18 protein-coding genes and 4 tRNA genes are annotated in these 22,317 nt (G+C 54.5%); 18 read left to right on the plus strand and 4 right to left on the minus strand.

The features are described 5' to 3' along the window. Nucleotides 1-81: 81 nt before the first annotated feature. Nucleotides 82-363: a peptidylprolyl isomerase PpiC gene (gene ppiC, locus AK59_RS0114590; RefSeq protein WP_013099282.1), complete on the minus strand. Its 282-nt coding sequence runs from the start codon at nucleotides 361-363 to the stop codon at nucleotides 82-84. Between the two features lie 85 nt (nucleotides 364-448). Here ppiC and rep point away from each other — a divergent pair, with 85 nt between their 5' ends. Further along, nucleotides 449-2,473, plus strand: a complete 2,025-nt coding sequence (gene rep, locus AK59_RS0114595) for a DNA helicase Rep (RefSeq protein ID WP_029883120.1) — start codon at nucleotides 449-451, stop codon at nucleotides 2,471-2,473. A gap of 51 nt (nucleotides 2,474-2,524) precedes the next feature. Here rep and gppA read toward each other — a convergent pair whose 3' ends face one another. Both gppA and rhlB read right to left on the minus strand, forming a co-directional pair. Continuing rightward, nucleotides 2,525-4,009, minus strand: coding sequence for a guanosine-5'-triphosphate,3'-diphosphate diphosphatase (gene gppA / locus AK59_RS0114600; RefSeq protein WP_013099280.1), 1,485 nt, complete (start codon nucleotides 4,007-4,009; stop codon nucleotides 2,525-2,527). Between the two features lie 6 nt (nucleotides 4,010-4,015). Continuing rightward, entirely contained in the window at nucleotides 4,016-5,281 is a 1,266-nt protein-coding gene (gene rhlB, locus AK59_RS0114605) for an ATP-dependent RNA helicase RhlB (protein WP_013099279.1), read from the minus strand. Between the two features lie 144 nt (nucleotides 5,282-5,425). On the opposite strand from rhlB, the gene trxA reads away from it, so the two are divergent. The 17 genes from trxA (at nucleotide 5,426) to AK59_RS0114690 (ending at nucleotide 20,577) form a co-directional block, all read left to right on the plus strand. Further along, nucleotides 5,426-5,755, plus strand: a complete 330-nt coding sequence (gene trxA, locus AK59_RS0114610) for a thioredoxin TrxA (protein ID WP_004386384.1) — start codon at nucleotides 5,426-5,428, stop codon at nucleotides 5,753-5,755. 340 nt (nucleotides 5,756-6,095) lie between these two features. Further along, on the plus strand, nucleotides 6,096-7,355 hold the full coding sequence (gene rho, locus AK59_RS0114615) for a transcription termination factor Rho (protein WP_001054528.1): 1,260 nt from the start codon (nucleotides 6,096-6,098) through the stop codon (nucleotides 7,353-7,355). Between the two features lie 242 nt (nucleotides 7,356-7,597). Continuing rightward, the gene (gene wecA / locus AK59_RS0114620) at nucleotides 7,598-8,701 is read left to right on the plus strand and encodes a UDP-N-acetylglucosamine--undecaprenyl-phosphate N-acetylglucosaminephosphotransferase (protein ID WP_014833726.1); all 1,104 of its coding nucleotides are present in this window, start codon (nucleotides 7,598-7,600) and stop codon (nucleotides 8,699-8,701) included. 13 nt (nucleotides 8,702-8,714) lie between these two features. Then, nucleotides 8,715-9,761 (plus strand): ECA polysaccharide chain length modulation protein, encoded by a 1,047-nt coding sequence (gene wzzE, locus AK59_RS0114625; RefSeq protein WP_028028025.1) that lies wholly within the window; start codon nucleotides 8,715-8,717, stop codon nucleotides 9,759-9,761. A gap of 56 nt (nucleotides 9,762-9,817) precedes the next feature. Continuing rightward, on the plus strand, nucleotides 9,818-10,948 hold the full coding sequence (wecB, locus tag AK59_RS0114630; RefSeq protein ID WP_029883121.1) for a non-hydrolyzing UDP-N-acetylglucosamine 2-epimerase: 1,131 nt from the start codon (nucleotides 9,818-9,820) through the stop codon (nucleotides 10,946-10,948). Further along, nucleotides 10,945-12,207 carry a UDP-N-acetyl-D-mannosamine dehydrogenase gene (wecC, locus tag AK59_RS0114635; RefSeq protein ID WP_029883122.1) on the plus strand — a complete coding sequence of 421 codons (1,263 nt, stop codon included), beginning with the start codon at nucleotides 10,945-10,947 and terminating at the stop codon, nucleotides 12,205-12,207. The genes wecB and wecC overlap by 4 nt, the downstream gene beginning before the upstream one ends. Next, nucleotides 12,204-12,881 carry a dTDP-4-amino-4,6-dideoxy-D-galactose acyltransferase gene (gene rffC / locus AK59_RS0114640; protein ID WP_029883123.1) on the plus strand — a complete coding sequence of 226 codons (678 nt, stop codon included), beginning with the start codon at nucleotides 12,204-12,206 and terminating at the stop codon, nucleotides 12,879-12,881. The genes wecC and rffC overlap by 4 nt, the downstream gene beginning before the upstream one ends. 4 nt (nucleotides 12,882-12,885) lie before the next feature. After that, on the plus strand, nucleotides 12,886-14,016 hold the full coding sequence (rffA, locus tag AK59_RS0114645; RefSeq protein WP_014833721.1) for a dTDP-4-amino-4,6-dideoxygalactose transaminase: 1,131 nt from the start codon (nucleotides 12,886-12,888) through the stop codon (nucleotides 14,014-14,016). A gap of 1 nt (nucleotide 14,017) precedes the next feature. After that, nucleotides 14,018-15,268, plus strand: a complete 1,251-nt coding sequence (gene wzxE, locus AK59_RS0114650) for a lipid III flippase WzxE (RefSeq protein WP_013099272.1) — start codon at nucleotides 14,018-14,020, stop codon at nucleotides 15,266-15,268. Continuing rightward, nucleotides 15,265-16,344: a TDP-N-acetylfucosamine:lipid II N-acetylfucosaminyltransferase gene (locus AK59_RS0114655; RefSeq protein ID WP_029883124.1), complete on the plus strand. Its 1,080-nt coding sequence runs from the start codon at nucleotides 15,265-15,267 to the stop codon at nucleotides 16,342-16,344. The genes wzxE and AK59_RS0114655 overlap by 4 nt, the downstream gene beginning before the upstream one ends. Continuing rightward, a complete protein-coding gene (gene wzyE / locus AK59_RS0114660) occupies nucleotides 16,341-17,693 on the plus strand; it encodes an ECA oligosaccharide polymerase (RefSeq protein WP_014833719.1) in 1,353 nt (450 codons plus the stop codon). The genes AK59_RS0114655 and wzyE overlap by 4 nt, the downstream gene beginning before the upstream one ends. Before the next feature lie 12 nt (nucleotides 17,694-17,705). Then, the gene (wecG, locus tag AK59_RS0114665; protein ID WP_013099269.1) at nucleotides 17,706-18,446 is read left to right on the plus strand and encodes a lipopolysaccharide N-acetylmannosaminouronosyltransferase; all 741 of its coding nucleotides are present in this window, start codon (nucleotides 17,706-17,708) and stop codon (nucleotides 18,444-18,446) included. A gap of 197 nt (nucleotides 18,447-18,643) precedes the next feature. Continuing rightward, nucleotides 18,644-20,029, plus strand: coding sequence for a bifunctional threonine/serine APC transporter ThrP (thrP, locus tag AK59_RS0114670; protein ID WP_029883125.1), 1,386 nt, complete (start codon nucleotides 18,644-18,646; stop codon nucleotides 20,027-20,029). Between the two features lie 102 nt (nucleotides 20,030-20,131). Next, nucleotides 20,132-20,208, plus strand: a tRNA-Arg gene (locus AK59_RS0114675). A gap of 67 nt (nucleotides 20,209-20,275) precedes the next feature. Further along, nucleotides 20,276-20,351: transfer RNA gene (locus tag AK59_RS0114680), tRNA-His, on the plus strand. 20 nt (nucleotides 20,352-20,371) lie between these two features. After that, a tRNA-Leu gene (locus tag AK59_RS0114685) sits at nucleotides 20,372-20,458 on the plus strand. Nucleotides 20,459-20,500: 42 nt separating this feature from the next. Beyond that, a tRNA-Pro gene (locus AK59_RS0114690) sits at nucleotides 20,501-20,577 on the plus strand. A gap of 538 nt (nucleotides 20,578-21,115) precedes the next feature. Here AK59_RS0114690 and hemY read toward each other — a convergent pair. Then, nucleotides 21,116-22,315 carry a protoheme IX biogenesis protein HemY gene (hemY, locus tag AK59_RS0114695; RefSeq protein WP_013099267.1) on the minus strand — a complete coding sequence of 400 codons (1,200 nt, stop codon included), beginning with the start codon at nucleotides 22,313-22,315 and terminating at the stop codon, nucleotides 21,116-21,118. Between the last annotated feature and the right edge of the window lie 2 nt (nucleotides 22,316-22,317).

Below are 22,317 nucleotides of genomic sequence, written 5' to 3' on the forward strand. Positions count from 1 at the left end.
CTTGTCGGGTGACGCTTCGCTTACCCGACCTACAAAACGCTAAGACGTAGGCCGGGTAAGGCGCAGCCGCCACCCGGCTTTTTATTTGCGATAGAGGACCTTGATCACGTGATAGCCGAACTGCGTATGCAGTGGGCCAGTCGGCTCCAGTACCGGGCAGGAGAAGACCACTTTGTCGAACGCCGGAACCATCTGACCCTGACGGAATTCACCTAAGTCACCGCCGCGTTTGCCTGACGGGCAAATGGAGTGCTTCTTCGCCAGCTTGCCGAAGTCGGCGCCGTTTTTGAGCTGCTCCAGAAGATCCAGAGCCAGTTTCTCTTCTTTAACAAGGATATGCAGTGCTGCTGCTGTTTTTGCCATGATCGTGCCTTGAGTGGTATGGATTAGGCTCGCTATACTACCACGCTGTTATTCTCCCCTCCTGACTTTCATTGAGTGATCATTTATGCGTTTAAACCCCGGACAACAACAAGCTGTCGAATTTGTCACCGGACCGTGTCTGGTGCTGGCGGGGGCTGGCTCCGGCAAAACGCGTGTGATCACGAACAAAATCGCCCACCTGATCCGCGGCTGCGGCTATCAGGCCCGGCATATCGCTGCGGTGACCTTTACCAACAAAGCGGCGCGCGAAATGAAAGAGCGTGTCGGCCAGACGCTGGGGCGTAAAGAGGCGCGAGGCCTGATGATCTCCACGTTCCACACGCTGGGGCTGGATATCATCAAACGCGAATACGCGGCGCTGGGGATGAAGTCTAACTTCTCGCTCTTCGACGACACCGATCAGGTGGCATTGCTTAAAGAGCTTACCGAGGGGCTGATCGAAGATGACAAAGTGCTGTTGCAGCAGCTGATCTCGACGATCTCCAACTGGAAAAACGATCTGATGACCCCCGCTCAGGCGGCGGCGAGCGCCAAAGGTGAGCGGGAGCGGATCTTTGCTCACTGCTACGGTCTGTACGATGCACATATGAAAGCGTGTAACGTGCTGGATTTTGACGATCTGATCCTGCTGCCCACGCTGCTGTTGCAGCGTAATGAAGAGGTGCGTGAACGCTGGCAGAACAAAATCCGCTATCTGCTGGTGGATGAATACCAGGACACCAACACCAGCCAGTATGAGCTGGTGAAGCTGCTGGTGGGACAGCGCGCGCGTTTCACCGTGGTAGGCGATGATGACCAGTCAATCTACTCCTGGCGCGGTGCGCGCCCACAAAACCTGGTGCTGCTGAGCAAAGATTTTCCGGCGCTGCAGGTGATCAAGCTGGAACAGAACTACCGCTCATCCGGGCGCATCCTGAAAGCGGCAAATATCCTGATTGCCAATAACCCGCACGTCTTCGAAAAACGCCTTTTCTCGGAACTTGGCTATGGCACGGAGCTCAAAGTGCTCAGTGCCAATAATGAAGAGCATGAAGCGGAGCGCGTGACGGGCGAGCTGATTGCGCACCACTTCGTCAATAAAACGGAATATAAAGATTACGCGATCCTCTATCGCGGCAACCACCAGTCGCGCGTCTTTGAAAAGATGCTGATGCAGAACCGCATCCCGTACAAAATTTCCGGCGGCACCTCCTTCTTCTCGCGCCCTGAAATCAAAGATCTGCTGGCCTATCTGCGTGTGCTCACCAACCCGGATGACGACAGCGCCTTTCTGCGTATCGTGAACACGCCGAAACGTGAAATCGGCCCGGCGACGCTGCAAAAGCTCGGTGAATGGGCGATGACGCGCAACAAAAGCCTGTTCACCGCCAGCTTCGATATGGGGCTGAGCCAGACGTTAACCGGGCGCGGTTATGATTCCTTAACCCGCTTTACCCACTGGCTTGGCGAAGTCCAGCGTCTGGCGGAGCGCGAACCGGTTGCCGCCGTTCGCGATCTGATCCACGGCATCGACTACGAGTCCTGGCTGTATGAAACCTCTGCCAGCCCGAAGGCGGCAGAGATGCGCATGAAAAACGTTAACCAGCTGTTCAGCTGGATGACGGAAATGCTGGAAGGCTCAGAAATCGACGAGCCGATGACCCTGACCCAGGTCGTTACCCGCTTTACGCTACGCGACATGATGGAGCGCGGTGAGAGCGAAGAGGAAGCCGATCAGGTTCAGCTGATGACGCTGCATGCGTCTAAAGGGCTGGAGTTTCCGTATGTTTACCTGGTCGGCATGGAAGAGGGCTTACTGCCGCACCAGAGCAGCATTGATGAAGATAACGTCGATGAAGAGCGTCGTCTGGCCTACGTGGGCATTACCCGCGCACAGAAAGAACTAACGTTCACGCTGTGTAAAGAGCGCCGTCAGTATGGCGAGCTGGTTCGCCCTGAGCCGAGCCGTTTCCTGCTGGAGTTGCCGCAGGATGACCTGATCTGGGAGCAGGAGCGCAAGGTGATTACCGCTGAAGAACGGATGCACAAAGGTCAGGCTAACGTCGCCAACATTCGCGCCATGCTGGCTAAAGCCAAAGAGAAGGGATAAGAATTTGCAGGCCGGGTCAGGCGAAGCCGCCGCCCGGCAATGCACAGCGTGTTACTTCACTTCAAGTGCCCAATGGACATAGCTCTGCCACTGGCACTCCTGCTCAATCATCTCTGCCCCAAGCGGGTGATTATCAATCCAGTTTTCCGGCAGCGTCAGAGACAGTCTTTCGTCATCCGCCACCAGATGAATATTGGGCAGCAAATCATCGCGACGTCGGCTGGCAAACAGTATTGCCAGACGCAGCAGGCGGCACAGATGCTCGGCGACGCGCGGCGGCACGGCGTTTTGCTGATGTAACGAGGAGAGGTCAACGGCGTTGGTCTGGTTCAACAGTAACGTTGCCAGCAGCTTCTTTTGTGCCGGCGTGTAGCCCGGCAGATCGAGATTACGCACCAGCCAGGCTGCGTGCAGCGGCGCCTGCTTATACTCGACGCTCAGCCCAATTTCATGCAGCGCGCAGGCACTTAGCAGCAGATCGCGGCTCAACGGGTCGATATCCCAGCTGTTTTTTACCTGATCGGCAAACAGTGATGCCAGCTGACCTACCCGTTGCGCTTGATCGGTATCGACAATAAAGCGACGCTGTACGTTACGCAGGGTTCGGGTGCGGATGTCCTGATCAACCGAAAGATGCAGCATTCCGTAGACCAGACCTTCACGCAGCGCACCACCGGCCAGCGTCATACACTGGATGTTCAGCTCGGTAAAAATGGCGATCAAAATGGCCAGGCCGCTCGGGAAGACCAGCGCGCGTTCCAGCGTCAGGCCTTCTATTTCCAGCTCTTCCAGGCGACCACATTGAATCGCGCGCTGTTTTAACTGCTGGAGCTTGGTAAGCGTGATCCGCTCGTCCATCCCCTGGGCCATCATGATTTCCTGCAACGCCTGCACGGTACCTGACGCACCCACGCAAACTTTCCAGCCGTGATAGCGCAGTTCGTCCATTACCGGACGTAACACCTCGCGGGCAGCATTTTCCGCTTCGTCGAAGTTTTCTTTACCCAGATTTCGATCGGCAAAGTAGCGCTCAAGCCAGGTCACACAGCCCATCGACAGGCTGAACAGCGAGGTCGCCTGCGCGCCCGTGCCGGTGACGAGCTCGGTGCTGGCACCCCCGATATCGACGACCAGACGGCGATCGTCGCCGCCCGTCGTGTGCGCAACACCCTGATAGATCAGACGTGCTTCTTCTTCACCGCTGATAACCTGAACCGGGCACCCGAGAATTTCCTGCGCTTTGGCAATAAAATCCACGGCATTGACTGCCAGGCGCAGCGTCGCGGTGGCGACAACGGTAATTTGCGAATGGGGAATATCCTGCAGGCGTTCGGCAAAGAGACGCAGACACTGCCAGCCACGTTCCATGGCTTCGGGAGAGAGATAATTATCGCTGCTCAGGCCCGCCGCGAGGCGGACCTTGCGCTTAATGCGCGTCAGCGTTTGTATGCTTCCCGCCACCTCGCGCACAACCAGCATATGAAAACTATTCGAACCGAGATCAATTGCCGCATAAAGCGAGGTGGAGCTGAGCATATTTTCTTAACCTGAACGACGACGATTACGCGGTGCGCCAGAACGACGCGGGCCATTGCCGGAGCGGGCGCGGGTAAGGCGCTTAGGCGGCGGCAGTTCGCTTAACAGCGCATCCGGATTGTATTTACTCTGTGGAATAGAGTGACCAATGTAGGCCTCAATCGCCGGGAGATTCAGCGCATATTCTTCACACGCAAGGCTAATGGAGTGACCGCTTGCACCAGCACGACCGGTACGACCAATGCGGTGTACGTAGTCTTCGCAGTCATCCGGCAGGTCATAGTTGAAGACGTGCGTGACGGCGGGTATATGCAGACCACGCGCGGCCACGTCGGTTGCGACCAGAATATCGAGATCGCCACGGGTAAATTCGTCGAGAATACGCAGGCGTTTTTTCTGTGCCACATCGCCGGTCAGCAGACCCACACGGTGACCATCTGCAGCCAGATGGCCCCAGATATCTTCACAGCGGTGTTTGGTGTTCGCGAAGATAATGGCGCGATCTGGCCACTCTTCTTCGATCAGCGTTTGCAGCAGACGCATTTTCTCTTCATTGGAAGGATAGAAGAGCTCTTCTTTAATGCGGTGACCTGTTTTCTGCTCCGGCTCCACTTCCACATATTCGGCGTTGTTCATCTGCTCGAACGCCAGCTCGCGTACGCGATAAGAAAGGGTAGCGGAGAACAGCATGTTCAGACGCTGGTTCGCCGGAGGCATGCGACGGAACAGCCAGCGGATGTCTTTGATAAAGCCCAGATCGTACATGCGGTCGGCTTCATCCAGCACCACAACCTGGATTGCGCCGAGGTTAATGTGATTCTGTTTTGCATAATCGATAAGACGGCCAGTGGTACCGATCAGGATATCCACGCCGCTTTCCAGCACTTTCAGCTGCTTATCGTAGCCATCGCCGCCGTAAGCCAGGCCAATCTTCAGGCCGGTCGCCTGCGTCAGAGGTTCAGCGTCTGCGTGGATCTGTACCGCCAGTTCTCGCGTCGGAGCCATGATAAGCGCGCGCGGCTGGTTAACTTTGCGGTCTGCAATCGCTGGATGAGAAAGTAAATAGTGAAACGTTGACGTTAAAAACGCCATCGTTTTGCCAGTACCGGTTTGCGCCTGCCCTGCTACGTCACGACCGGCCAGCGTCAGCGGCAGGGCGAGAGCCTGAATGGGCGTGCAGTTATGAAACCCTTTATTTTCAAGGGCTTCAATCACTTTTGGGTGCAGGGCGAAGTCGGAAAACTTCTGTTCTGTTAAATGTGTTTTGCTCATAGTGTGGTAGAATATCAGCTTACTATTGCTTTACGAAAGCGTATCCGGTGAAATAAAGTCAACCTTTAGTTGGTTAATGCGACATCAACACGTCGTTGATGAAGGCGAAACCAACGCACCAGGCTTATTCCTGTGGAGTTATATATGAGCGATAAAATTATTCACCTGACTGACGACAGTTTTGACACGGACGTACTTAAGGCTGACGGGCTGACCCTCGTCGATTTCTGGGCTGAATGGTGTGGTCCTTGCAAAATGATCGCCCCGATTCTGGATGAGATCGCTGACGAATATCAGGGCAAACTGACCGTTGCCAAGCTGAACATCGACCAGAACCCGGGTACCGCGCCAAAATACGGCATCCGTGGCATCCCGACCCTGCTGCTGTTTAAAAACGGCGAAGTGGCGGCGACCAAAGTGGGCGCACTGTCCAAAGGTCAACTGAAAGAGTTCCTCGACGCTAACCTGGCGTAAGGTTTCTCCGCTGCGCGTCCAGAGGCCAAAATGATGTGCAACTCTGGACGCCCGGCTTAAGTCGTGCTAAGTTAGCTATGACTTCGTTTTAAACATATCTTGTTGTTTGAATCTTGTTTTACCCGAAACTTCCCGTTGTTAACTTAAACAGTGCGTGAAGTGGCTAAATTCCGGGCTTGTCACTCAATCCGTCTTGTCGTTTCAGATCTGCGTTCTTTCCCTGTGACCAGACAGCGAACAGACATGAGTTGATGGCCGCTAAACAGGCATGGATGACCCTGCCATACCATTCACAACATTAAGTTCGAGAATCACCCCGAGTTTAAGAACCCACACCATTATGAATCTTACCGAATTAAAGAATACGCCGGTTTCTGAGCTGATCACTCTCGGCGAAAATATGGGACTGGAAAACCAGGCTCGTATGCGCAAGCAGGACATCATTTTCGCCATCCTGAAGCAGCACGCTAAGAGTGGCGAAGATATCTTTGGCGACGGTGTGCTGGAGATATTGCAAGACGGATTTGGTTTCCTCCGCTCTGCAGACAGCTCCTACCTCGCCGGCCCTGACGACATCTACGTATCCCCCAGCCAAATCCGCCGTTTCAACCTCCGCACTGGTGACACCATTTCAGGTAAGATTCGTCCTCCAAAAGAGGGTGAACGCTACTTTGCGCTGTTGAAAGTTAACGAAGTTAACTACGACAAACCGGAAAACTCGCGTAATAAGATCCTCTTCGAGAACTTAACGCCGCTGCATGCGAACTCTCGTCTGCGTATGGAGCGTGGTAACGGTTCTACCGAAGACTTAACCGCGCGCGTGCTGGATCTGGCTTCGCCAATTGGTCGTGGTCAACGTGGTCTGATTGTGGCACCGCCAAAAGCGGGTAAAACCATGCTGCTGCAGAACATCGCGCAGAGCATTGCCTACAACCACCCTGACTGCGTGCTGATGGTACTGCTGATTGACGAACGTCCGGAAGAAGTGACCGAGATGCAGCGTCTGGTGAAAGGTGAAGTTGTGGCGTCGACCTTTGACGAACCGGCATCCCGTCACGTTCAGGTTGCGGAAATGGTTATTGAGAAGGCGAAACGCCTGGTTGAGCACAAGAAAGACGTTATCATTCTGCTCGACTCCATCACCCGCCTGGCGCGTGCCTACAACACCGTGGTTCCGGCTTCCGGTAAAGTACTGACCGGTGGTGTGGATGCCAACGCCCTGCATCGTCCGAAGCGCTTCTTCGGTGCTGCACGTAATGTGGAAGAGGGCGGTAGCCTGACCATCATCGCGACGGCTCTTATCGATACCGGCTCCAAAATGGACGAAGTGATCTACGAAGAGTTTAAAGGGACAGGTAACATGGAACTGCACCTCTCTCGTAAGATTGCAGAAAAACGTGTCTTCCCGGCTATCGACTACAACCGTTCCGGTACCCGTAAGGAAGAGCTGCTCACCACTCAGGAAGAGCTGCAGAAAATGTGGATCCTGCGCAAAATTATCCACCCAATGGGTGAAATCGACGCAATGGAATTCCTCATTAACAAACTGGCGATGACCAAAACCAACGACGATTTCTTCGACATGATGAAGCGCTCGTAACGCAAATAAAGCCAGTGAACGCCACGTTTTTACGTGGCGTTTTTCTTTTATGGACTATACGCTATTACCACACACTCCCAATTTTGACCGGTCGGTGCGACAATAGGACCGTTTGTACAGTCAAAGAAATAATTGATTGAAAAATATACAAAGGGAGTTGTAAGAAGCCACCTTTAATACTTCTGAGGCGGAGGCTTCATGGTTATACTTCCGGGACTAACATTTGTTGAGAGCAATCCATTGTGAATCTACTCACCGCCGTTACTGAGCTGATCAGTATTTTTTTATTCACAACCTGTTTTTTGTTCATCGCGCGTAAGGTGGCAAAAAGAATAGGGTTGGTGGATAAGCCCAATTTCCGTAAACGTCATCAGGGACTTATTCCTCTGGTTGGAGGGATTTCTGTTTACGCTGGCATTTGTTTCACATTTGGCATTGCGGATTATTATATTCCACACGCAGCACTCTATCTTGCCTGTGCGGGTGTCCTGGTCCTTGTCGGGGCACTGGATGACCGATTCGATATCGCGGTGAAAATCCGCGCCACCGTTCAGGCGGCGATTGGCGTGATAATGATGGTCGTCGGCGGACTTTACCTGAGAAGCCTCGGCTATGTCTTTGGCCCATGGGAATTAGTCCTGGGTCCATTTGGCTTCTTCCTGACGCTTTTTGCTGTCTGGGCGGCGATTAACGCTTTCAACATGGTTGATGGTATTGACGGTCTGCTTGGCGGATTGTCATCGGTTTCGTTTGCCGCAATCGGCATCATTCTCTGGTTTGATGGTCAGTACAGCCTGTCAATGTGGTGTTTTGCCATGATTGCCGCCATCCTGCCTTATATTCTCCTTAATCTCGGTGCGCTGGGGCGTCGCTATAAAGTCTTTATGGGTGACGCCGGCAGTACGCTAATCGGTTTTACCGTTATCTGGATTTTGCTCGAAACTACGCAGGGTAAAACTCACCCGATTAGCCCGGTAACCGCGCTGTGGATTATCGCCATTCCGTTAATGGATATGGTGGCGATTATGTATCGCCGTCTGCGTAAAGGGATGAGTCCTTTCTCTCCCGATCGCCAGCATATTCATCATCTCATCATGCGTGCTGGCTTTACTTCCCGTCAGGCGTTTGTCCTGATTACCCTTGCCGCCGCTATTCTGGCCGCGATTGGCGTTGCCGCAGAATATGCTCATTTCATTCCTGAATGGGTAATGTTGGTATTATTCTTGCTAGCATTTTTCCTGTACGGCTACTGCATTAAGCGCGCATGGAAAGTGGCGCGATTCATTAAACGTCTGAAACGCAGGATGCGTCGTAACAATGACAAAAACACAACATTAACTAAGTAAAACCGGGACTATGATGACTCAACCGTTGGCGGGAGCGAAATCAGTGGTAACTGAGAATGAACTGGATATTCGGGGTTTGTTTCGCGTGTTATGGGCAGGCAAACTTTGGATTGCGGGGATCGCGCTGGGGTTCGCACTGTTAGCGCTGGCCTACACTTTCTTTGCAAAGCAGGAGTGGAGCGCCACGGCAATTACAGACAGACCAACGGTTAACATGCTCGGCGGGTTTTATTCCCAGCAGCAGTTCCTGCGCAACCTGGATATCAAGGCGAATCTGGCGACGCCCGATCAGGCCTCCGTCATGGATGAGGCGTATAAAGAGTTTGTCATGCAACTGGCCTCCTGGGACACGCGTCGTGATTTCTGGAGCCAGACGGATTATTACAAGCAACGCATGGTGGGCAACAGCAAAGCCGATGCCGCGCTACTGGATGACCTGATTAACAACATTCAGTTTATGCCGGGCGATGCGCTGCGTAATGTTAATGACAGCGTCAAACTGATTGCAGAGACGGCGCCGGATGCCAATAACCTGTTGCGCCAGTATGTCGCTTTTGCCAGCCAGCGCGCCGCAAGTCATCTTAATGAAGAACTCAAAGGCGCCTGGGCGGCCCGTACCATCCAGATGAAAGCGCAGGTAAAACGTCAGGAAGAGGTGGCTAAAGCCATATTCTCCCGCCGTGTTCATAACATTGAACAGGCACTCAAAATTGCGGAACAGCACAATATTTCTCGCAGCGAAACGGACGTTCCGGCGGATGAACTGCCTGATTCTGAAATGTTCCTGCTTGGTCGTCCAATGCTGCAGGCTCGTCTGGAAAACCTGCAGGCCGTTGGCCCTGATTTTGACCTCGACTACGATCAAAACCGCGCCATGCTCACCACCCTGAATGTTGGTCCAACGCTGGACCCGCGTTTTCAGACCTATCGTTATTTGCGAACGCCTGAAGAACCTGTAAAACGCGATAGTCCGCGTCGTGCATTCCTGATGATCATGTGGGGGATTGTAGGCGCACTGACGGGCGCTGGCGTGGCGTTAATACGTCGTCGCACAAATTAAGAACGCCGTCTACGATGAAGGCTACGGCCTTCATCGCCTAATCGAAGAGAATCGATGTGAAAGTACTTACCGTATTTGGCACCAGGCCGGAGGCCATCAAGATGGCGCCTCTGGTGCATGCGCTGGCCAGCGATCCTGATATTGAAGCGAAAGTGTGCGTCACGGCGCAACACCGGGAGATGCTCGATCAGGTTTTAACGCTCTTTTCCATCGCCCCGGACTATGACCTCAATATAATGAAGCCGGGGCAGGGATTAACGGAGATAACCTGCCGTATCTTGCAAGAGCTAAAGCCCATTCTGGAATCCTTTAAGCCTGATGTCGTGCTGGTGCATGGCGACACCACCACTACCGTGGCAACCAGTCTGGCAGCGTTTTATCAACGTATTCCTGTCGGCCACGTTGAAGCGGGCCTGCGCACCGGCAATCTTTACTCGCCGTGGCCGGAAGAAGCCAACCGCACGCTTACCGGGCACCTGGCGATGTACCACTTTGCACCCACCGAAAATTCGCGCCAGAACCTGCTGCGTGAAAATATTGCCGACAAAAAAATCTTTGTGACCGGCAATACGGTTATTGATGCCCTGATTTGGGTGCGTGACCGTGTGCTGGCTAACAACGAACTTCAGGCAGAACTCGCTGCGCGCTACCCGTTCCTGAACAACGGCAAAAAAACCATTCTGGTCACCGGCCACCGTCGTGAAAGCTTTGGCCGGGGTTTCGAGCAAATCTGTCATGCGCTGGCTGAAATCGCCGCGCAAAACGAAGATGTGCAGATTGTCTATCCGGTGCATCTCAACCCTAACGTCAGCGAGCCGGTCAACCGCATTCTGGGACATGTTGAAAATGTCCTTCTGATTGAGCCGCAGGACTACATGCCGTTTGTCTGGCTTATGAATCATGCCTGGCTGATCCTCACCGATTCAGGCGGTATTCAGGAAGAAGCACCTTCACTCGGCAAGCCGGTGCTGGTAATGCGTGAAACCACCGAGCGCCCGGAGGCGGTAAAAGCGGGCACGGTGCGTCTGGTCGGCACGGATAAGCAGCGTATCGTCGATGAAGTGACACACCTGCTGCACGACGAAGAAGCGTATCAGGCGATGAGCCGGGCCCATAACCCGTACGGTGATGGGCTGGCTTGTGGCCGTATTTTGCATGCACTTAAACACAATCGGGTATCGCTATGAGTTTTACTACCATCTCTGTCATTGGTCTTGGCTATATTGGCTTGCCTACTGCGGCAGCATTTGCCTCTCGTCAAAAACAGGTTGTAGGCGTGGACATCAATGCGCGCGCGGTGGAAACCATTAACCGTGGCGAAATCCATATTGTGGAGCCCGATCTCGACCGCGTGGTCAAAGAGGCCGTTGATGGGGGATACCTGCGCGCCAGTACCACGCCGGTTGAAGCCGATGCTTATCTCATTGCTGTGCCGACGCCATTCAAAGGCGACCATGAACCCGACATGGTCTACGTCGAGGCCGCTGCGAAATCTATTGCACCTGTGCTCAAGAAAGGGGCGCTGGTGATCCTGGAGTCCACTTCTCCGGTTGGCGCAACCGAGCAGATGGCACAGTGGCTGGCAGAAGCCCGGCCGGATTTAAGCTTCCCGCAGCAGGCGGGAGAGCAGGCCGATATCAATATCGCCTACTGTCCGGAGCGCGTGCTGCCGGGGCAGGTGATGGTCGAACTGATTAAAAACGACCGCGTGATTGGCGGGATGACGCCTGTTTGTTCCGCTCGTGCCAGCGCGCTGTACAAGATTTTCCTCGAAGGCGAATGCGTGGTGACGAATGCCCGTACCGCAGAAATGTGCAAACTGACGGAAAACAGCTTCCGCGACGTGAACATCGCTTTTGCCAACGAACTGTCGCTCATTTGTGCCGATCAGGGGATTAACGTCTGGGAATTAATCAGCCTGGCGAATCGCCATCCGCGCGTTAACATTCTGCAGCCAGGCCCGGGCGTGGGCGGTCACTGTATCGCCGTCGATCCATGGTTTATCGTGGCGCAAAACCCCGATCAGGCACGCCTGATCCGCACCGCGCGTGAAGTTAACGACAGCAAGCCACACTGGGTTCTCAACCAGGTTAAAACCACGGTGGCAGATTGTCTGGCTGACAGTGGCAAACGGGCCAGCGAACTGAAAATTGCCTGCTTTGGCCTGGCGTTCAAACCTAACATCGACGATCTGCGCGAAAGCCCGGCGATGGAAATTGCTGAGATGATTGCCCAATGGCACACGGGCGAAACGCTGGTAGTCGAGCCGAATATTCATGAACTGCCGGCAAAACTGGCGGGGCACTGCACGCTTACCGCGCTGGATGACGCGCTGGCCACGGCGAACGTACTGGTGCTGCTGGTGGATCATAAAGAGTTTAAAGCGACCCCCGCTGATGCCGTACAGCAGCGTTACATTGTTGATACCAAAGGTGTCTGGCGTTGAGCAACCTGAACGGGACGCTTGAGTCCCTAGAGTGGGAGAGCCATTTTTTTGGCCTGCCTTCAGCCATTCTGCGTCTGCGCGAAACTGCACCGGCACTGACTGACGCCGACTTTCGCGTCTGGCAGCGGGTACAGGCGAAGATCCCGGCGGACCGCGCCGACCTGCTGGATGCGCTTCAGCAACACGGTTTTCAGCTGGTGGAAGGCGAAGTCGATCTTGCCATTACGCTAACCCGGCATGAGGCGCCAGGCGCGGAGGTTGCCGCTGAGCAGGATATCCCGGTGCTGCGCGAAATGGCAGCGCAGGCGTTTGCCCGCAGCCGCTTTCGTGCGCCCTGGTATGCACCTGAGGACAGCGGACGTTTCTATGCCCAGTGGATTGAGAATGCGGTAAAAGGGACGTTCGATCATGTTTGTCTGGTGTTCCGCGCGGCGGACGGCCAGATCCAGGGTTTTGTTTCGCTTCGCAAGCTCAACGAGCGCGAGGCGCGTATCGGCTTATTAGCTGGCCGGGGTATGGGCGAGAAACTCATGCAGGCGGCGCTACACTGGGCGCAGCAGCAACAGGTCTCGACGCTGCGGGTGGCAACCCAGATGGGCAACACCGCTGCGCTTAAACGTTATATTGCGAGTGGTGCCAACATCGACGCCACCGCCTACTGGTTATACAGGTGACAAGATGATTCCATTTAACGCACCACCCGTCGTGGGAACCGAACTCGACTATATGCAGTCTGCTATGGGCAGCGGCAAACTCTGCGGTGATGGTGGGTTTACCCGTCGCTGCCAGCAGTGGATGGAACAGCGTTTTCACAGCGCTAAAGTGCTGCTGACCCCTTCCTGTACGGCGTCGCTGGAAATGGCTGCGCTGTTGCTTGATATTCAGCCCGGTGATGAAGTGATTATGCCGAGCTACACCTTCGTCTCCACGGCAAACGCGTTTGTGTTACGCGGGGCGAAAATCGTCTTTGTGGATATTCGTCCGGACACCATGAATATCGATGAAACGCTGATTGAAGCGGCGATCACTGATAAAACGCGGGCGATTGTTCCGGTCCATTACGCGGGCGTGGCCTGTGAAATGGACACCATTATGGCGATCGCGAAAAAGCATAACCTGTTTGTGGTGGAAGATGCCGCTCAGGGCGTGATGTCCACTTACAAAGGACGCGCGCTCGGCACCATCGGCCATATCGGCTGTTTTAGCTTCCACGAAACCAAAAACTACACCGCAGGTGGTGAAGGCGGCGCGACGCTGATTAACGACCGCGCGCTGGTTGAGCGTGCGGAAGTGATCCGCGAAAAAGGCACCAACCGCAGCCAGTTCTTCCGTGGCCAGGTTGATAAGTATACCTGGCGCGATATCGGCTCAAGCTATCTGATGGCGGATCTGCAGGCGGCGTATCTGTGGGCACAGCTGGAGGCGGCAGAGCGCATTAACCTGCAGCGTTTGTCCCTGTGGCAGACCTATTACGACGCGCTGGCACCGCTGGCAAAAGCCGGGCGTATTGCGCTGCCGACCATTCCGGCAGACTGCGTCCACAATGCCCATATGTTCTACATCAAACTGCGCGATAACGACGATCGCAGCAAGCTGATTGCCTGGCTGAAAGAGGCTGAGATTATGGCGGTGTTCCACTACATTCCGCTGCACTCCAGCCCGGCCGGTGAAGCGTTCGGGACATTCGCGGGTGAAGACCGCTATACCACGAAAGAAAGTGAGCGTTTGCTTCGCTTGCCACTGTTCTACAACCTCGCTCCGGTTAACCAGCGTACGGTGATTAATACCCTTCTGAGCTATTTCGGCTGATATGTCTTTGGCAAAAGCATCGGTGTGGACCGCCGCGTCCACGCTTGTCAAAATTGGCGCCGGGCTGCTGGTCGTCAAGCTGTTGGCCGTCTCATTCGGCCCTTCTGGGGTGGGACTGGCGGGTAATTTCCGCCAGCTTGTCACCGTCCTTGGGGTATTGGCCGGCGCCGGGATCTTCAACGGCGTTACGAAATACGTTGCACAGCATCAGGATGACGCAGCGCAGCTGCGCAAAGTCGTCGGCACATCGTCGGCGATGGTGTTAGGTTTCTCTACTCTGCTGGCCGCGGTGTTTCTGCTGGCGGCGGCCCCCATTAGCCAGGGGCTGTTTGGACACACGCATTATGAAGGGCTGGTGCGTCTGGTCGCTCTGGTTCAGATGGGGATCGCGTGGGCTAACCTGCTACTGGCGCTGATGAAAGGGTTTCGTGATGCTGCCGGGAACGCGCTTGCGCTGATCCTGGGCAGCGTTATAGGTGTTATCGCCTATTACTTCTGCTACCGCCTGGGCGGGTATGAAGGCGCGCTGCTGGGTCTGGCGCTGGTACCTGCGTTAGTGGTCGTTCCGGCGGCGTTTATGCTGATGCGTCGTGGCGTTATCCCCTTAAGCTACCTGAAACCGCAGTGGGACAAGGTGCTGGCGGGTCAACTGGGTAAATTTACCCTGATGGCGCTCATTACCTCTGTTACGCTGCCAGTGGCTTACGTGATGATGCGAAACCTGCTGGCGGCGCATTACAGCTGGGATGAGGTGGGAATTTGGCAGGGCGTAAGCAGCATTTCTGACGCCTACCTCCAATTTATAACGGCTTCCTTTAGCGTCTGGTTGCTGCCAACCTTATCGCGTCTGAGCTCCCGACAGGATATTACCCGCGAGATTACCCGCTCGCTGCGTTTTGTACTTCCCGCCGTGGCGGCGGCCAGTTTTACCGTGTGGTTATTGCGCGATGTCGCCATCTGGCTGCTCTTTTCGGCGAAATTCATCGCCATGCGCGATCTGTTTGCCTGGCAGCTGGTGGGGGATGTACTGAAAGTAGGCGCTTACGTATTCGGGTATCTGGTGATTGCGAAAGCCTCGCTGCGTTTGTATATCCTGGCAGAGATAAGCCAGTTTACGCTCCTGACGGCGTTCTCACACTGGCTGATCCCGGCACACGGTGCACTGGGGGCGGCTCAGGCCTATATGGCAACCTATATCGTTTATTTCGCTGCCTGTTGCGGCGTATTTTTACTTTGGCGTAAACGCGCATGACTGCACTGATTCACATACTGGGATCGGATATCCCACACCATAACCAGACCGTTTTGCGGTTCTTCAACGATGAGCTGGCCCCGGGCAATCCCGATGCACGCGAGTTTATGGTTGCAGGCCAGGACAGGGGCCTGAGCGAGATGTGTCCGGCGCTGACGCTTACCTTCTGGCCGGATAAAGCCGCCCTGGCAAAGGCGGTTGTCGCGAAAGCGAAAGCGGATCGTGAGCAGCGCTTCTTCTTCCATGGACAATTTAATACCGGTCTGTGGCTGGCTCTTCTGAGCGGCGGGATTAAACCTTCCCAGTGCAGCTGGCATATCTGGGGAGCCGATCTCTATGAAGTCTCCCGCGGCTGGAAGTTCCGACTCTTCTACCCGCTACGGCGTATGGCGCAGGGGCGGGTTGGCTGTGTTTTCGCCACCCGTGGCGATCTCAATTACTTCGCGAAACAGCACCCCAACGTTCGCGGTGAGCTGCTCTATTTCCCGACACGCATGAACCCGGCGCTGAATAACATGGCAAACGATACGCCGCGTGAGGGTAAGCTGACGATCCTGGTGGGTAACTCTGGCGATCGCAGCAACGAGCATATTGCTGCGCTGAAGGCGGTACATCAGCAGTTTGGCGACACGGTAAATGTCGTTGTGCCGATGGGCTATCCGGCCAATAATGATGCTTACATCAATGACGTTCGCCAGCAGGCTCTGGGATTGTTTAGCCCGGAGAATGTGAACATCCTGCGCGATAAGCTGGAATTTGATGAATACCTTGCGCTGCTTCGCCAGTGCGATCTCGGCTATTTCATCTTTGCCCGCCAGCAGGGAATTGGCACGCTGTGCCTGCTGATTCAGGCAGGCGTTCCCTGTGTGCTTAATCGCGATAACCCGTTCTGGCAGGATATGGCTGAACAACACATTCCGGTGCTGTTCACCACGGATACCCTGAACGTGGAGGTGGTACGTGAAGCTCAGCGTCAACTGGCGCTGGTGGATAAAAGTACCATCGATTTCTTTAACCCGAACTATCTTACGCCGTGGCACCGTGCGCTGCGTATCGCTTCAGGAGACAACGCATGAGCCAGTTGCAATTCAGCGGCTTGTTAGTGGTATGGCTTCTGAGCACGCTATTTATCGCCACTCTGACCTGGTTTGAGTTCCGCCGCGTGCGTTTTAACTTTAACGTCTTCTTCTCGTTACTGTTTCTTCTGACCTTCTTCTTCGGTTTTCCGCTGACCAGTATTCTGGTTTTCCGTTTTGACGTGAGCGTCGCGCCGCCGGAAATCCTGCTCCAGGCACTCTTGTCGGCGACCTGCTTCTATGCGGTGTACTACGTCACCTATAAAACACGTCTGCGTGCGGTGAAAGCGAGTGCGCCGCGTCGTCCGCTGTTCACCATGAACAGGGTAGAGACCCATCTGACGTGGGTAATGCTGATGACCATCGCGCTGGTCAGCGTGGGGATCTTCTTCATGCATAACGGCTTTTTGCTGTTTAAGCTGCACTCCTACAGTCAGATTTTTTCTGCCGAAGTTTCGGGCGTGGCGCTTAAGCGCTTCTTCTATTTCTTCATCCCGGCAATGCTGGTGATCTTTTTCCTGCGCCAGGACAGTAAGGCCTGGCTCTTCTTCCTGGTGAGCACGGTCGCCTTTGGTTTCCTGACCTACATGATTGTGGGTGGGACGCGCGCCAACATTATTATCGCCTTTGCGATCTTCCTTTTTATCGGCATCATTCGCGGATGGATCTCCCTGTGGATGCTGGCGGCAGCGGGCGTGTTTGGCATTGTGGGAATGTTCTGGCTGGCCCTTAAGCGTTATGGGCTGAATGTGGCCGGTGACGAAGCGTTTTACACCTTCCTGTATCTCACGCGCGACACCTTCTCGCCGTGGGAAAACCTCGCTTTACTGCTGCAAAACTACGACAAGATCGATTTCCAGGGGCTGGCGCCCATTGTGCGTGACTTCTATGTGTTTATCCCGTCGTGGCTGTGGCCTGACCGCCCGGGTGCCGTGCTCAACACAGCGAACTACTTCACCTGGGAAGTGCTGAACAACCATTCAGGTCTGGCCATTTCCCCTACGCTGATTGGTTCGCTGGTGGTAATGGGCGGAAGCTGGTTTATTCTGCCGGGCGCGGTTGTGGTAGGGCTGATTATCAAATGGTTTGACTGGCTCTATGTGCTCGGCAACGAAGAGACTAACCGCTACAAGGCCGCCATTTTGCACAGTTTCTGCTTTGGTGCCATTTTCAATATGATCGTTCTGGCGCGCGAGGGGCTGGATTCATTCGTCTCGCGCGTGGTTTTCTTCATGGTCGTTTTCGGCGTCTGCCTGCTGCTGGCCAAACTGCTGTACTGGTTGTTTGACAGTGCAGGGCTTGTGCATAAGCGCGAGCCACAGGGCAGCAGAACGCTGTCGCAAGTCTGAGTAAGGATAGTCATGACCGACACAACCTCTGCACCGCGCTACGCGCTGCGTGGCCTGCAGCTTATTGGCTGGCGCGATATGCAACACGCGCTGGATTTTCTCTTTGCGGGTGGCCAGATGAAATCCGGTACGCTGGTCGCCATCAATGCAGAGAAGATGCTGGCGGTAGAAGATAACGCTGAAGTCAGAAGTCTGATCGAGGCCGCCGAGTTTAAATACGCGGACGGTATCAGCGTGGTGCGCTCGATCCGCAAAAAGTTTCCTGGTGCTAATGTTTCACGCGTCGCGGGGGCCGATCTCTGGGAACAGCTGATGGCACGTGCAGGGGCAGAAGGCACGCCCGTATTTCTTATAGGCGGTAAGCCTGAGGTCCTGGCGCAGACCGAGCAGAAGCTGCGGCGTCAGTGGAATGTTAATATTGTGGGTAGTCAGGACGGCTATTTTAAACCCGAGGACCGGCAGGCGCTTTTTGACCGCGTGCGCGACAGCGGGGCGAAAATTGTCACCGTGGCGATGGGCTCACCGCGCCAGGAAATCCTGATGCGTGATTGCCGTCTGGTTTGCCCGGATGCCCTCTATATGGGCGTCGGCGGGACCTATGACGTCTTTACTGGCCATGTAAAACGTGCGCCGAAGGTATGGCAAAACCTGGGACTGGAGTGGCTGTACCGCCTGCTGTCGCAACCAACACGTATTAAACGCCAGCTCCGTCTGCTGCGTTATCTCGCCTGGCACTACACCGGAAAAATGTAATCAAAATGTAGCGCGATATGCTGTTCGCGCTGCAACTCCCCTGCAAAACTGCTGCGAAACTGTGCAATGCATTTATTTTTTTAATGCATTGTTTGCCATTTTGCAGAATTTAAGAAACCATTCGCTCCGTATTTTAGTACCCCTAAAAAACAATACCTGGTATTAAGCCGGGAAACAGCAAACACAACCGAGGATCTATGGCAGAGAAAAAACCGGAGCTACAGCGTGGGCTGGAAGCTCGTCATATTGAACTGATAGCGCTGGGCGGCACTATTGGTGTGGGCCTGTTTATGGGCTCTGCAAGCACGCTCAAATGGGCCGGGCCATCCGTTCTGCTGGCATATATTATTGCTGGCCTGTTCGTTTTCTTCATCATGCGTTCGATGGGCGAAATGCTCTTCCTGGAGCCAGTGACCGGCTCTTTCGCCGTCTATGCGCACCGCTACATGAGCCCGTTCTTCGGCTACCTGACGGCCTGGTCATACTGGTTTATGTGGATGGCGGTGGGTATCTCGGAGATTACCGCAATCGGGGTGTATGTGCAGTTCTGGTTCCCGGATATGGTCCAGTGGATACCGGCGCTGATTGCTGTGGGGCTGGTGGCAATGGCAAACCTGGCAGCCGTTCGCCTTTATGGTGAAATCGAGTTCTGGTTTGCGATGATTAAAGTCACCACCATCATCGTGATGATTGTGGTTGGACTCGGCGTCATTTTCTTCGGCTTTGGCAACGGTGGTCACGCGATTGGCTTCGGTAACCTGACCGGGCACGGCGGCTTCTTCGCTGGTGGCTGGAAAGGCTTCCTGACGGCGCTGTGTATCGTTGTCGCGTCCTATCAGGGCGTTGAGCTTATCGGTATTACAGCCGGTGAAGCGAAGAACCCGCAGGTCACGCTGCGTAGTGCGGTGGGTAAGGTGCTGTGGCGTATCCTGATTTTCTATGTGGGGGCGATCTTCGTTATCGTGACCATCTTCCCGTGGAATGAGATCGGCACGACAGGCAGCCCGTTTGTCTTAACATTCGCGAAGATTGGTATTACGGCGGCAGCAGGTATCATCAACTTTGTCGTCCTGACGGCGGCGTTGTCTGGCTGTAACAGCGGAATGTACAGCTGTGGTCGTATGCTCTATGCGCTTTCGAAGAACAACCAATTGCCTGCGGCAATGAGTAAAGTGTCCCGCGCGGGTGTGCCTGTTGCGGGTGTGGCGGTGTCGATTGCCATCCTGCTGATTGGCTCATGCCTGAACTACATTATTCCAAACCCGCAGCGCGTATTTGTTTATGTCTACAGCGCCAGCGTGCTGCCGGGGATGGTGCCGTGGTTCGTTATTCTGATTAGCCAGCTGCGTTTCCGCCATGCGCATAAACAGGCGATTGCCAGCCATCCGTTCCGCTCGATTCTGTTCCCGTATGCGAACTATTTGACGATGGCGTTCCTGATTTGCGTATTAATCGGGATGTACTTTAATGATGATACCCGCATGTCGCTGTTTGTCGGGATGATCTTCCTGGCGGCAGTCACTGCAGCCTATAAGCTATTTGGGCTGGGGCGCCGCGCCACCACGCAGGAAGTGGAGGAATAAGCGGCAAAATGTGCAAACCATAACCAAACGCGCATTTTTTTCAAAAAAGCACTAGACAGCGGGGTCGGAGGTACGTAATATCCAGCCCCGCAACGGCGCTAAGCGCCCGTAGCTCAGCTGGATAGAGCGCTGCCCTCCGGAGGCAGAGGTCTCAGGTTCGAATCCTGTCGGGCGCGCCATTTTAGTCCCGGCGCTAGAGCTGCGGTGGTCTGAGAAGTAGTCAGTACCGCGTGAAAGAATACAGTGGTGGCTATAGCTCAGTTGGTAGAGCCCTGGATTGTGATTCCAGTTGTCGTGGGTTCGAATCCCATTAGCCACCCCATTATTGAAGAGTTGTGAATTGCGAAGGTGGCGGAATTGGTAGACGCGCTAGCTTCAGGTGTTAGTGTTCTTACGGACGTGGGGGTTCAAGTCCCCCCCCTCGCACCACGACTTTAATGAATTGAACTAAAAATTCAAAAAGCAGTACATCGGCGAGTAGCGCAGCTTGGTAGCGCAACTGGTTTGGGACCAGTGGGTCGGAGGTTCGAATCCTCTCTCGCCGACCAATTTTGAACCCCGCTTCGGCGGGGTTTTTTGTTTTCTGCGGCTTTTCACCTCTGTATCCATTCCCCGACATACGCGTTTCCTGTTGTCGCGAACCAGCGACACTTAATTAATTGAAAACTAAAATAATATTGCATCAGCGTCTTAACTGTCTCTTTCTGACGACACTTCTGCGCTTTTACCGATATCTTATGGTGCGTCAGACGGGTCTTAGCAGCAGAAATTCCTTTTATCTTAAAATGTTGCGCGATGTAAAATTTGTTCGTGTAACGTTGGCATGTAACGTGCAATAATATACGTGTAGATGCTCATTCCATCTCTTATGTTCGCCTTCGTGCCTCATAAACTCAGGAATGATGCAGAGCCATTTACGGTGCTTATCGTCCACTGACAGATGTCGCTTCGGCCTCATCAGACACCATGGGCATAACGTTGAGTGAAGCACCAAATATGTTGTCTTACAGACCTGTTTTAACGCCTGCTTTTAAAGCAGGCGTTTTTTTATGCCTAAAAAAGGAGGCCGTCTGGCCTCCTTGATAATTACTGCTGCGTTCCGTTGTTCTGTAGCGTTAGCAGAAGCCCGTCGCGCCGCATGGCGGCAGCTTCTTCCGGTTTATGCTGCTTGTCGAGCGTATCGGCAAGCCACGCGTAGTCAAACGCGTCCGGGCGCTGTTTTAACGCCGCACGGAAGGCGAGGCTCGCCTCCTGCCATTCACCGTGTTTCATCAGCGACTGGCCCAGCGTGCTCCAGAGCAGCGGACGATCGCCAACGGTTTTGATCTGTTGGCGCAGCACTTTTTCGATTTGCTCAGGGTTGTTGGTTTTCAGACGCGGGATCACCATGACCAGACGATCGTCGTACTGGCGCTTCAGACCGTCGAGGAGGATCTCCTGAGCAGTGTCATGATCGTCACATTCAATCAGGTGTTCCGCCATTGCCACCTGCAGAGGAACCTGCTGACGTGTTTTGCGGCTCTGATTCTTCCACCAGGTTTTCAGACCATCGCTGCCCAGATCGGCACGCGCCTGATCCATCAAACCAATCCACGCCATGCGCTGGAGTTCGTCACGATGTTCATCATCACCCACGTCGGCTTTCGCCATCGAAGGAATAATGTCCAGCAGTGAACCCCAGGCACCGGTACGGATATAGGCCTGCTCGGCAAGGCGCAGCACTTCAGGGTGGCGAGGGGTGATTTCCAGCAGACGGTCAACGCCGTGGCGCGCCGCATGGTTTTCATTACGTGCCAGCTGCAGGCGAACACGGGTGATCTCAACCGGGATCTGGTTGTCGGACGCCATCTCCGACGCGCGCTCCAGATGCTGATTGGCACGGGCCTCGTCACCACGCTGTTGAGCTGCTTCAGCAGCCAACAGATAGTTCACGACGGGTTGTTCGGCGTGATCGGCGTTTTTGGACATCAGCTTTTCCACCTGCTGATAGTCGCCCTCGGCGAGCTTAATCAGCGCCTGCTCGGTCTGCTTACGGGCGCGACGGCGCTTGCGGCCAACGAACCAGCCACGGGTATGGGCACCGGTGCGGAAAATACGGCGCAGGATCCACTCCAGCGCCAGCAGCACCACAACGCCCAGGATCAGAATGATCACCAGACCCGTTACGCTGGTTTCGATGTTGTAATTGTCGGTCTGGATCAACACGTATCCCTGGTGACCGGCAAGCATCGGCCCAAGGACGATCCCGGCGATCAGCAGGATAAAGAGTAAGAGTACTTTAAGCATCG

This window comes from Enterobacter sp. T1-1, from assembly GCF_000710795.1.
GTDB lineage: Bacteria > Pseudomonadota > Gammaproteobacteria > Enterobacterales > Enterobacteriaceae > Enterobacter > Enterobacter cloacae.

What these genes read in the sequence shown, in the direction of transcription:
- AK59_RS0114655 (WP_029883124.1), top strand. Translation starts at nt 15,265, where the DNA reads ATGACTGCACTGATTCACATACTGGGATCGGATATCCCACACCATAAC.
- rep (WP_029883120.1), top strand. Translation starts at nt 449, where the DNA reads ATGCGTTTAAACCCCGGACAACAACAAGCTGTCGAATTTGTCACCGGA.
- ppiC (WP_013099282.1), bottom strand. Translation starts at nt 363, where the DNA reads ATGGCAAAAACAGCAGCAGCACTGCATATCCTTGTTAAAGAAGAGAAA.
- wecG (WP_013099269.1), top strand. Translation starts at nt 17,706, where the DNA reads ATGACCGACACAACCTCTGCACCGCGCTACGCGCTGCGTGGCCTGCAG.
- wzzE (WP_028028025.1), top strand. Translation starts at nt 8,715, where the DNA reads ATGACTCAACCGTTGGCGGGAGCGAAATCAGTGGTAACTGAGAATGAA.
- wzxE (WP_013099272.1), top strand. Translation starts at nt 14,018, where the DNA reads ATGTCTTTGGCAAAAGCATCGGTGTGGACCGCCGCGTCCACGCTTGTC.
- wecC (WP_029883122.1), top strand. Translation starts at nt 10,945, where the DNA reads ATGAGTTTTACTACCATCTCTGTCATTGGTCTTGGCTATATTGGCTTG.
- rffA (WP_014833721.1), top strand. Translation starts at nt 12,886, where the DNA reads ATGATTCCATTTAACGCACCACCCGTCGTGGGAACCGAACTCGACTAT.
- rhlB (WP_013099279.1), bottom strand. Translation starts at nt 5,281, where the DNA reads ATGAGCAAAACACATTTAACAGAACAGAAGTTTTCCGACTTCGCCCTG.
- rho (WP_001054528.1), top strand. Translation starts at nt 6,096, where the DNA reads ATGAATCTTACCGAATTAAAGAATACGCCGGTTTCTGAGCTGATCACT.
- trxA (WP_004386384.1), top strand. Translation starts at nt 5,426, where the DNA reads ATGAGCGATAAAATTATTCACCTGACTGACGACAGTTTTGACACGGAC.
- wzyE (WP_014833719.1), top strand. Translation starts at nt 16,341, where the DNA reads ATGAGCCAGTTGCAATTCAGCGGCTTGTTAGTGGTATGGCTTCTGAGC.
- thrP (WP_029883125.1), top strand. Translation starts at nt 18,644, where the DNA reads ATGGCAGAGAAAAAACCGGAGCTACAGCGTGGGCTGGAAGCTCGTCAT.
- hemY (WP_013099267.1), bottom strand. Translation starts at nt 22,315, where the DNA reads ATGCTTAAAGTACTCTTACTCTTTATCCTGCTGATCGCCGGGATCGTC.
- gppA (WP_013099280.1), bottom strand. Translation starts at nt 4,009, where the DNA reads ATGCTCAGCTCCACCTCGCTTTATGCGGCAATTGATCTCGGTTCGAAT.